Raw genomic sequence first — 10259 nt, 5'->3', positions numbered from 1 at the left:
ATCCAAAGTAAAAGGATGAAATTACCAATTATATAGAGGAGAGTTATTCAAGGATTGCAGATAAAATAGAAAAAGAATAAGCAAAACGAACGGTAGAAAATAAGAAAGTAGATAAAAATACAAACTTAACTGTAGTGCCGAGAGAAAAGAAAAAATCATTAAGAAAACGTTAGACTCTAAAAATATAACTAACAGCAAGAAAACAAGACCGAAGAAAAGTACCAAGAAAATCTGGTTAAATGGTCACTTGTGTAGTGGCCATTTTGCTATTTGAAGGAGGCTGGGAGATTACAAGTGTTGAGTTTAGTAATGAAGATCTTAAGAAAACCGAAAATAGAAGATATCGTATGTAACATACAAAATAATGAAGAAGATAAAGAAGCGTTTATCGTACAGTATCAACCTTTTATTAGAAAATCAATCTCATCTGTCTGCCGCCGATATATTACAGAACAGGATGATGAATATAGCATTGGATTGTTTGCGTTTAACGAAGCAATTGAAAAGTATTCCTATACAAAAGGAAAATCCTTTTTAGCGTTTGCTGATCTTCTTATAAAAAGAGATGTAATTGACTATATACGTAAGGAGTCTAAACATAACTTTGTCTTTTTAAAAGAAGATGAGCAAGAGGAAATGTTAGAAATGCAAGTGTCGCTTACGGAGTATATGAAAGAGATGGAAAATAGTAACCGTAAGGAGGAAATTCTTCATTTTCAAAGTGTGCTAGCTGAGTTTAAAATCACATTCTCAGAGCTTGCTAAAGAATCTCCTAAGCATCGTGATACACGTGAGCACTTAATAGAAATTGTGAAAATAATTATAAAAGAAGAGGAAATGATGGAAGAGCTGTTCCGAAAGAAAAAGTTACCGCTTAAACAGATTGAACCGCGTGTTAGGGTAAGTCGTAAAACGTTGGAACGACATAGAAAATACATTATTGCAATGTGTATTATTTTTGCAAACAACTATACATATATTCTGGATTACATAAGAGGGGAAAAGCATGATGAATAAAGGAATTGTGATGGATATAAAAAAGCATAGCGTAGTTGTTTTAACACCAAATGGAGAGTTTATTACGTGTAAAAGAAAAGGGGATTCTTGCATAATCGGGGAGGAAATCTCGTTTGATGAGCAAGAACAAAAAGCATCGCATTTTTCGATTCCTTTCTTTTTAAAGCCTGCATCAATACTTGTTGCTTGTTTTCTATTTGCAGTTTTGTTTTTCTACAACCAACCAGAAGAAAAAGTATTTGCTTACGTCTCAGTTGATATAAATCCAAGTTTAGAGGTGAGCGTAACGAAGGATTTTCGTGTTATAGATTTGCAGGCTTGTAATGATGATGGAAGGCGTATTTTAAAAGAATTGAAGCAATGGGAAAATAAACAATTACAAGAAGTAATACGTACTATTATAAATCAAAGTCAAGAGGATAAGTATCTAACGAATGATAAGCAAGTTATGCTAACAGCTGTTGCAAAGGACAAGGCACTAGAACCACTTTTGGAAAAGGCAATGAAAGAATTAAAGAAAGAATATGAGCTAAAACATATTACAGTTGAATATCAAAGTAGCACAATGCAAATACGAGAGAATGCTAGAAAAGCTGGAATTGGCACAGGTGTCTATATAAAGCAAGAGAATGAGAAGAACAAATCACTTACGCCTCCTGTCACCCCGTCTAATCCGGTGGAAAACGAAGAAGAGGTGCAATCACAGCCGGAGTCATCTCCTGATGCAACACTCGATTTGTCTCCTGTAAAAGAGAAAAAATATGAAAAGCAAGAGCAGAAAGAACAAAAGAAAACAGAGGAACAGCCATCGAAGCAAATAAAAGAAAACAATGGAAGAGGATCTCAGCAAGAAAATAGAGGGAATCAACAGGAGAATAACAGTAGAGAAGCTCAACAAGGAAATAATGGGAAGCAGCAAGGGAATAACGGAAGAGGATCTCAACAAGGGAATAATGGAAATGGGCAAGGGAACAACGGAAGAGGATCTCAACAAGGGAATAATGGAAATGGGCAAGGGAACAACGGAAGAGGATCTCAACAGGGAAATAACGGAAACGAGCAAGGGAACAATGGAAGAGGATCTCAACAGGGAAATAACGAAAACGAGCAAGGGAACAATGGAAGAGGGTCTCAACAAGGGAATAATGGAAATGGGCAAGGGAACAATGGAAGAAATCCTCAACAAGGAAATAATGGGAATCAGCAAGGGAACAATGGAAGAGGATCCCAGAAAGAAAATGACGGAAACGAGCAAGGGAACAATGGTAGGGGGTCTCAACAAGAAAATAGAGGCCACCAGCAAGGGAATGAAAAGAAGAATCAATAGAATATGGAAGTGAGAGATTCATTTCAAAGCTAAAAGGATTTATTCCGCTATTTGCTGGGCAGCCCGATTGGTGAGGGCTGATGATTAGTGGGGGGTGAACAAAACCCCCACTGATTAAAGTTGCACTTTAATATTCTATAGTTCTATTAAGAAGGAGTATGTGAAAAATATAATGGAGAAAAACATTCAACAAGATAAAGAAAAACCTGTTTTTTATGATCCGAAAGGAAGGAGAAACATAGCTTTTATCTGGTTTCTATGTATCTCAATAGTTAGTGTAAGTGTTGTATTTTATTTTTTCTTTCAAAGTATTTTTTCAACACCAGAAATTCCAAATATGAATACCGCTGTACAACAAGATACTAAACTTGTACCAATTAATCAAAAACTTAGTGATCAGCAGTTAAAGAAGGAAGAATTTAACCCAAATACCGAAACGAAGGATAATAAAAATTTGGTGAATCCGCCGAAGGATAGTAAACATCCTAAAGAAGTGTATGGTTTTTATGTAAACTGGGATGAAAATAGTACCGCTTCTTTAAAAGAAAATATCGATTCATTAACTACGTTAGTACCAGAGTGGTATCATTTAAAAGCAGATTTAACGATTAGAAGTGAGATAAAACCTGAGATTGTAAAACTAGCAAAAAAAAATCATGTGAAGATTATGCCGTTACTTACTAACTATACAGAAAAAGCTTCCGGCCCTGATAGTGAGCTTATCCATAAGTTACTGAATTCGCCGAATGATGTGAAGACGAAATTTATTAATAATTTAGTAAGCGAAGTTAAAAAGAGTCAGTTTTCAGGTATTAATATTGACTTTGAGTCCGTACCTGAAAGTGATAAAGAAAACTTAACAAATTTTATGAAAGAACTTACTAAGGAATTTCATGAACATGATTTGCTCGTTACACAAGATGTTCCAGCTAATGATAAGGCTTTTGATTATAGTGCGTTAGCAAAAATAATAGATCGAATGATTGTAATGATGTACGATGAGCACTATGGAGCCGGGGAACCAGGACCAATTGCTTCAAATAAATGGTTCCAACATACATTGAGAGAACTGAATATTCCGTCTAATAAACTTATAGTTGCTTTCGGTAACTATGGATATGATTGGGAAGTAAATAGTAAAGAAGCTGCAAAGTCTATGACTTTCTCAGAAGTTATGGCAATGGCTCATGATTCAAATATAAAAATTCAATGGGATAAGATGAGTGGAAATCCGTATTTTAGATATAAAACAGGAGAGAAAGAACATACTGCTTGGTTCTTAGACGGTGTTACTCTTTATAATCAAGTGAAAATCGCAATGGACAATCATGCAAAGGGGTTTGCGCTATGGAGATTAGGAGCAGAAGATCCTACAATATGGAAAGTTTTAAAAAATCCTATTGAGGTACAAAAAAATCCTAATGTATTACATAAAATCAGTAGTTTAGATGAAGTGAATTATTCTGGACAAGGTGAAATTTTACAGATTGAGAATGAAAGAAAAAATGGATTGAGAGATTTTAAAGTAGGCAAAGATGAGTATATTACAGATGAAGTATATAGATCCTTACCATCTGCATATGAAGTGCAACGATATGGAAAACCAAATGGGAAACAAGTAGTATTAACATTTGATGATGGACCAGACCCGAAATATACGCCAGAAATATTAGATATATTAAAAGAGAATCAAATAAAAGCTGCTTTTTTTGTACTTGGTGAAAACGCGCAACTAAATACTAGTATTGTAAAAAGAATATACGATGAAGGGCATGAAATTGGCAATCATACTTTCAAGCATCCTAACATAGCAGATACGTCTTTACTACGAACGAAAGTAGAACTTAATACGACGCAACGTTTAATTCAGGAAGTAACTGGACATTCTACGGTTTTATTTAGACCACCATATGAAGCGGATGCTAACCCAGATTCATCAAATGAAATATTGCCTATTTTACGTGCACAAAATATGAACTATACAATGGTAGCGGAAAAAGTTGATCCCGAAGACTGGGCAACACCATCAACAAATGAATTAGTAAAGCGTGCTCTTAATCCCATTTATAAGGGAGAGGGAAATATTATTCTTCTCCATGATGCGGGAGGGAACCGTACACATACAGTAGAGGCGCTCCCAATCATTATTAAAGACCTAAAAAAGCATGGATATAGTTTTGTAACAATTTCAGATTTAATGAATAAAGAACGAGATGAAATTATGCCTCCTGTTTCTTCTGAGGGGAAGCAATATTTACTTTATAATAAAGCTGTCTTTTCAGGGGCAGGATACTTTAAGCATATATTAACAACTATTTTTTATATTGCTATTGGATTAGGGATTTTTCGATTTTTATTCTTAATTTATTTTGCATGGAAGCAGAAAAGAAAAACGTTATCTCGCTATATTAATTCGTCCTATCAACCTTTTGTTAGTGTTGTCATAGCAGCATATAATGAAGAAAAGGTGATAGCCAAGACAATTCACTCAATTTTGGATAGTAATTATAGAGAATTTGAAGTTATTGTTGTGGATGACGGATCGACAGATGGTACGTCAAAAGTAATGAAAGAAACATTTTATAAACACCCTAAAGTTCGTCTCATTCAGAAAGAAAACGGCGGGAAATCATCGGCAATGAACCTAGGGTTTCAACAATCGCGAGGAGAAATCATTGTCACTTTAGATGCGGATACTATTATTGCGCAAGACGCCATTTCTCTAATGGTTAGACACTTTGAAGATCAGAATGTAGCTGCAGTTTCAGGTAATGTCAAAGTGGGGAATAGACGGAATTTGTTAACTACTTGGCAACATGTTGAGTACATTACAGGGTTTAATTTAGAACGTAGAGCTTTTGATGAGTTAAATTGTATTACAGTAGTTCCAGGAGCTATTGGGGCGTGGCGCAAAAAGAATGTAGTTGAATCTGGATATTTAAGCGAAGATACGTTAGCAGAAGATACGGATCTTACTATTACATTTTTACGTCAAGGGCATAGAATTGTATATGAAGAAAAAGCGCATGCTTTTACGGAATCACCTGAAGATGTGAAAAGTCTCATTAAACAGCGGTATCGTTGGTCATATGGTACACTTCAATGTCTTTGGAAACATCGAAAAGCGTTATGTAATCTAAAGCATAAAACATTAGGATTTATTGCACTGCCTAATATGTGGTTATTCCAATATGTGCTGCAATTCATTGCTCCTTTTGCAGATATATTAATGATTATAGGACTATTTAGTAGTAATCCGCTAAAAGTTTTAGGATTTTATCTTGTTTTCTTTTTAATGGATCTTCTCGCTTCTCTATTCGCATTTAAATTAGAGGAAGAGAACCCAAAACCACTAGCATGGTTAATTTTACAACGCTTTATTTATCGTCAATTTATGACTTATGTTGTCATTAAATCTATATTCTCATCAATTCGAGGAGTAGCGGTAGGGTGGAATAAATTAAAGAGACTGGGGAGTGTTAAACATTCCACGGAACATAAGGAGGCATCATAAAAGGGCAGACTATCTGCTCTTTTTTTCATTGGTTTTAGTTAGTTGAATGTAGAGGTGTAGTATAAAAACTGCTGCTTCTATAATGAGATTCCTATTCATCATTAATGGTGAGACATTATGTTAAGCTAATCCTTTAGTTTCGGATTAAAGTTTTTTTATATTTTTTTAAAATGACGGACACAAAAACGCATATACCTTCGAATTATATATATGGATAACATAAATATGTATATAAAAGGGGAGAAATAAGATGAAAGAAAAAAAAGAAATGTTTCAAGAAATCGCTGAGGTGTTAAAGGTATTGGCGCATCCAGTTCGTCTATCTTTAGTAAAAATAATGCTTGCAAAAGGTCCTACTAATGTAACAACAATGTATGGGGATTTACAAATGCCTCAAAGTACAATTAGTCAACATTTATCTAAACTAAAAGCTGCTAAAATGGTTACAGGTACTCGGAAAGGATTAGAAATTTATTATGAGGTAACTGACAATCGCACAAAATCAATATTAGCATGTTTAGTTTAAATGATGATTTCTATTTCAAAATAAAAAGCGCTATTCTTTTCTATGATTTTACAGAGAGAATAGCGTTTTTTATTTTTAAGGAGTATCTTTTTATATGCCTATAGAATGGAGTGAAAGGTTTATGGGTTTAAATGTACCTACTATTACCTTAGGTTCTAATGCGTCTAATAATGAAAAAATTCTCGGTTTAGGGGTGCTTCTTTATAGCTTACGTACAATTGAGATTAGAAAAAGTAGAGCGAGCGTTTAATGAGGCTGAAGTAGTGTTTATATGCGAAACTTTATAGAAATCTCATTTTTCTAATTGTATCTTTTTAGATTGATGGATGTGGGGTCACGTCCATCAATCTAAGAAAACAAGTTAGCTAAAAAATGATGAAAATAAACTTTATAGAAATAAAAAATATGAACGTAGAGGATGAAACAAAGTATATAGTGCTTTTTTAGTCATGTAATCTTTTAATCTGATGATCTTTTCCCCATTCAAACAGATTATCCATTATTTGCATTAAAGATTTTCCGTATTCACTTAGTGTGTACTCAACCTTTGGTGGAACTTCTTGATATACGGTACGATAGATAATCCCATCAGCTTCAAGTTGCCGAAGTTGTTGTGTAAGAACCTTTTGTGTAATGTTTGGGATTTCTCGTTTAATTTCATTTGTTCGCATTTTTCCATCTGACAAAATACATAAAATATGAACTTTCCATTTTCCACCGATTACATCGAGTGTTGTTGCAATTGGGCAATTATCATTTTGATTCATATAACACCTCCACAGGTACTTTAAGGTTCCTATAGCACTTTAAAGTACGTACTTTTCAATTATATGTGACTCATTCATACTAATACGTAAAGGGTTGAATAATTTATAAAGGGGATGAAAAAAGATGAAAACACTTGTAATTGTAGCACATCCTGATATTGAAAAATCAAAAATTAATAAAAGATGGATTGAAGAACTTGAGAAATATTCGGATGAAATTACGGTGCATGAATTGTATAAAGTGGCACCGAATTGGGAGTTTAATATTGAAGAAGAGCAAAAGTTATTAGTAGAACATGACAGATATATATTTCAATTTCCGCTTTACTGGTACAGCTCACCACCATTATTAAAAAAATGGTTCGATGATGTATTAACATATGGATTTGCGTACGGATCTAAAGGAGATAAAGTGAAGGGGAAAGAATTTGGTGTCGCTATTTCTATAGGTGGATTAGAAAAAGACTATGAAAATAGTGGAATTACAATGGATGAGTTGACGAAACCATTCCAAGCTACATGCTTATACACAGGTATGGAATTTATACCTTCCTTTTATTTATATGGTGCAGAATATAAACTAAGTGATGAAGAGATTGATAAAAGTGCACCTGAGTATGTGCAATATGTGATGAACAAGAAGTATTCTAATATATAATGGGAAATATCCATTTACTTGTAAAGTAAATGGATATTTTATATTCTTCTTATATTCACTAAGTGTAATCTTTAGTAAATTAATAGTTAATCTGGTAAAATAAAAAACCTAACATATATAAAGGGGAGTTTTACTTGAGAACGATGCGACAATTATTACAAAAGAGAGCAATGCAATCACCAAATTTGGAAGCGCTTGTAGGGGGGACGAAAAGATATTCGTTTCAGCAATATAATGAACGAGTAAATCAGTTTGCACATTATTTGTTATATAATGGTGTGCAAAGAGGAGATCGTATAGGAATACTATGCAAAAATAATCACCCATTTCCAAGCGTTATGATGGCAAGTTTAAAAATTGGAGCGGTATTTATTCCGCTAAATCATCAGCTGACTGTTTATGAATTAGAAACGATTGTAAAAGAAGCGAAATTAAAAGTGTTAGTTATTGATGAAGAATTTAATGAAGTGTTATTAAAGGTTGATGCTGTTAAAGAAATTCCTTATGTAATTCAAACGACAAAAGAAGACTTTGGTTCATTTGAATTAGAGTTGCAAAAACAGCCAACGACAGAACCGAACGTAGAAGTTCATGAAGAAGACGATGCCATTTACTTGTTTACATCAGGAACGACTGGACAGGCAAAAGCATGTGTAATTGGACATAAAAACTTACATCATTATTTTGCTGAAATTGCGGGACAAAGAGAAATTCCAGCAGGTGAACGCTTTTTATCTGTGCATCCATTGTTTCATATGAGTGGCGTGCTTTCTATTTTAAATTGTATTTATCATGGCGTTACGATGATCTTCTTAGCTGATTCGAATCCTGCTCTTATTTGGGATAAGATTGAAGAAGAGAAAATTACTACGATGCTTGCTTTCCCAGCCGTTTATAGTTACATGCTTGATGAACTAAATAAAAAAGAACGTAACATTTCAACCTTTAAAGTAGCACAAAGCGGTGGTACAAAAGTGCCAGAAACACTCATTCAAAAATATATGGAAAAAGGCATATATATGGTGCAAGGCTATGGTAGTACAGAAGGTTGGGTTGTAACCTCATGGCATCCAATGATGGGAAAAGAAAAGATGTCTTCTGTAGGAAAGACCTTGAAAAATGTAGAGGTGAAAATTGTTCACCCAGAAACAGGACATGAACTAACAACAAATGAAGTTGGAGAGATTCATGTGAAAAGTCCATACATGTTTAAAGGATATTGGAATAATGAAAAGGCGACAAAGAAGGTAGTAAAAGATAACTGGTTTAACATGGGCGATGCTGGCATGATAGATGATGATGGATTCCTGCATATTATGGGAAGATATAAAGACGTTATTATACGCGGTGGTGACAACGTATATCCAGATCAAGTAGAAGATGTTATTCATGAAATACATGGTGTTTTAGAAGTTGCAGTAGTTGGAGTTCCAGATGACTTTTGGGGAGAGGTTCCAAGAGCTTACATTGTGAAGGATGGCGAAACAACATTAACAGAAGAAAGTATTATTCAGTATTGTAAGGAGAAGTTAGCAAGTTACAAAATTCCAGAAGTGGTATTCTTAGAAGAGTTACCGAAAAATGCTTTAGGGAAAGTGTTAAAGAGGGAATTAAGAGAAAATGTACTTGTAAAATAAAAAACTATTAGATAATGAGGAATCCAGTTATGTACAAAGCATAACTGGATTTTTTGTTTATGGTTCTGTTAGTAGATATCATAAAGATTTTAAAAATTTTGTGTTTTTGGTGTAATATTGAAAATAAAGGGATCTAACTAATTTCAGTACAAGGGGGAGAAAAGATGGCTATAAAATTAGAAACTGAGCATTTATGTATAGAACCTTTTACCAATGATGATGTTTTTAGAATTAAAGAATTGGCTAATGACAAGGAATTAGCTAATATTCTTGGGATTCCGCATCCATATAAATTGGAGTTCGCGCAAGATTGGGTTGATATGCAACCAGAACTTATTAGGAAAGGAATTGAATATCCTTTAGGAATTGTCTCTAAAGAATCAAGAGAAATTGTAGGTACAATTACACTAAGAATTGACAAGGGTAACAATAGAGGTGAACTTGGTTATTGGATTGGTAAGAATTATTGGGGAAAGGGTTTTGCAACTGAGGCTGTAAACAGAATGATTCAATTTGGCTTTATCGAATTAGGTCTAAACAAAATTTGGGCATCTGCCATTTCCAGAAATAGATCGTCGATTAAAGTATTAGAGAAGTCGGGTTTACGTAAAGAAGGCACATTGAGACAAAATAGACTTTTATTAAATACATATGAAGATGTTGATGTTTATGGAATATTAAAGACAGAATACAACGTTTTAAATTACAGATAAGTTTGGTAGTGTGATGACAAAAGGAAACCCTTTAGAACAGGGTTTCCTTTTGTATTTTAATAGAAGCATGTTTATCAAAAACATAATGATTTACTAGATT

9 protein-coding genes are annotated in these 10259 nt (G+C 33.9%); 8 read left to right on the top strand and 1 reads right to left on the bottom strand.

The window, feature by feature from the left end; genetic code table 11:
* Positions 1–294: 294 nt before the first annotated feature.
* The 5 genes from sigI to ACQGS6_RS17465 all read left to right on the top strand — a co-directional run bounded on the left by sigI (position 295) and on the right by ACQGS6_RS17465 (position 6634).
* Positions 295–1017: an RNA polymerase sigma factor SigI gene (sigI, locus tag ACQGS6_RS17485; RefSeq protein WP_044584719.1), complete on the top strand. Its 723-nt coding sequence runs from the start codon at positions 295–297 to the stop codon at positions 1015–1017.
* A complete protein-coding gene (locus ACQGS6_RS17480; RefSeq protein WP_426965354.1) occupies positions 1007–2344 on the top strand; it encodes an anti-sigma factor domain-containing protein in 1338 nt (445 codons plus the stop codon). The genes sigI and ACQGS6_RS17480 overlap by 11 nt, the downstream gene beginning before the upstream one ends.
* A 172-nt stretch (positions 2345–2516) precedes the next feature.
* The gene (locus ACQGS6_RS17475) at positions 2517–5858 is read left to right on the top strand and encodes a glycosyltransferase (RefSeq protein WP_074626307.1); all 3342 of its coding nucleotides are present in this window, start codon (positions 2517–2519) and stop codon (positions 5856–5858) included.
* Between the two features lie 250 nt (positions 5859–6108).
* Positions 6109–6384, top strand: coding sequence for an ArsR/SmtB family transcription factor (locus ACQGS6_RS17470; protein ID WP_000660066.1), 276 nt, complete (start codon positions 6109–6111; stop codon positions 6382–6384).
* Between the two features lie 94 nt (positions 6385–6478).
* Positions 6479–6634, top strand: coding sequence for a hypothetical protein (locus ACQGS6_RS17465; RefSeq protein ID WP_001121202.1), 156 nt, complete (start codon positions 6479–6481; stop codon positions 6632–6634).
* Positions 6635–6827: 193 nt separating this feature from the next.
* Here ACQGS6_RS17465 and ACQGS6_RS17460 read toward each other — a convergent pair whose 3' ends face one another.
* Positions 6828–7151 carry a winged helix-turn-helix transcriptional regulator gene (locus ACQGS6_RS17460; RefSeq protein ID WP_001072981.1) on the bottom strand — a complete coding sequence of 108 codons (324 nt, stop codon included), beginning with the start codon at positions 7149–7151 and terminating at the stop codon, positions 6828–6830.
* Positions 7152–7275: 124 nt separating this feature from the next.
* Between ACQGS6_RS17460 and ACQGS6_RS17455 the strand changes: the two genes are divergently transcribed.
* The 3 genes from ACQGS6_RS17455 to ACQGS6_RS17445 all read left to right on the top strand — a co-directional run bounded on the left by ACQGS6_RS17455 (position 7276) and on the right by ACQGS6_RS17445 (position 10159).
* Entirely contained in the window at positions 7276–7809 is a 534-nt protein-coding gene (locus ACQGS6_RS17455) for an NAD(P)H-dependent oxidoreductase (protein WP_000855231.1), read from the top strand.
* 143 nt (positions 7810–7952) lie between these two features.
* A complete protein-coding gene (locus ACQGS6_RS17450; protein WP_080473690.1) occupies positions 7953–9446 on the top strand; it encodes a class I adenylate-forming enzyme family protein in 1494 nt (497 codons plus the stop codon).
* 164 nt (positions 9447–9610) lie between these two features.
* The gene (locus ACQGS6_RS17445; RefSeq protein ID WP_025966633.1) at positions 9611–10159 is read left to right on the top strand and encodes a GNAT family N-acetyltransferase; all 549 of its coding nucleotides are present in this window, start codon (positions 9611–9613) and stop codon (positions 10157–10159) included.
* The last annotated feature ends 100 nt before the right edge of the window (positions 10160–10259 follow it).

Origin of the sequence: Bacillus sp. GMs2/2, from assembly GCF_050172095.1 — a bacterium.
In the GTDB taxonomy this organism is placed as follows: Bacteria; Bacillota; Bacilli; order Bacillales; family Bacillaceae_G; genus Bacillus_A; species Bacillus_A cereus.
The sequence above is the reverse complement of the archived record's forward strand: the minus strand, read 5'-3'. Positions and strand labels throughout refer to the sequence as shown.

Bases quoted from the DNA above. Each gene is read 5' to 3' on its own strand.
- ACQGS6_RS17480 (WP_426965354.1), top strand. From the start codon at position 1,007: ATGATGAATAAAGGAATTGTGATGGATATAAAAAAGCATAGCGTAGTT.
- ACQGS6_RS17475 (WP_074626307.1), top strand. From the start codon at position 2,517: ATGGAGAAAAACATTCAACAAGATAAAGAAAAACCTGTTTTTTATGAT.
- ACQGS6_RS17470 (WP_000660066.1), top strand. From the start codon at position 6,109: ATGAAAGAAAAAAAAGAAATGTTTCAAGAAATCGCTGAGGTGTTAAAG.
- ACQGS6_RS17465 (WP_001121202.1), top strand. From the start codon at position 6,479: ATGCCTATAGAATGGAGTGAAAGGTTTATGGGTTTAAATGTACCTACT.
- ACQGS6_RS17460 (WP_001072981.1), bottom strand. From the start codon at position 7,151: ATGAATCAAAATGATAATTGCCCAATTGCAACAACACTCGATGTAATC.
- ACQGS6_RS17455 (WP_000855231.1), top strand. From the start codon at position 7,276: ATGAAAACACTTGTAATTGTAGCACATCCTGATATTGAAAAATCAAAA.
- ACQGS6_RS17450 (WP_080473690.1), top strand. From the start codon at position 7,953: ATGCGACAATTATTACAAAAGAGAGCAATGCAATCACCAAATTTGGAA.
- ACQGS6_RS17445 (WP_025966633.1), top strand. From the start codon at position 9,611: ATGGCTATAAAATTAGAAACTGAGCATTTATGTATAGAACCTTTTACC.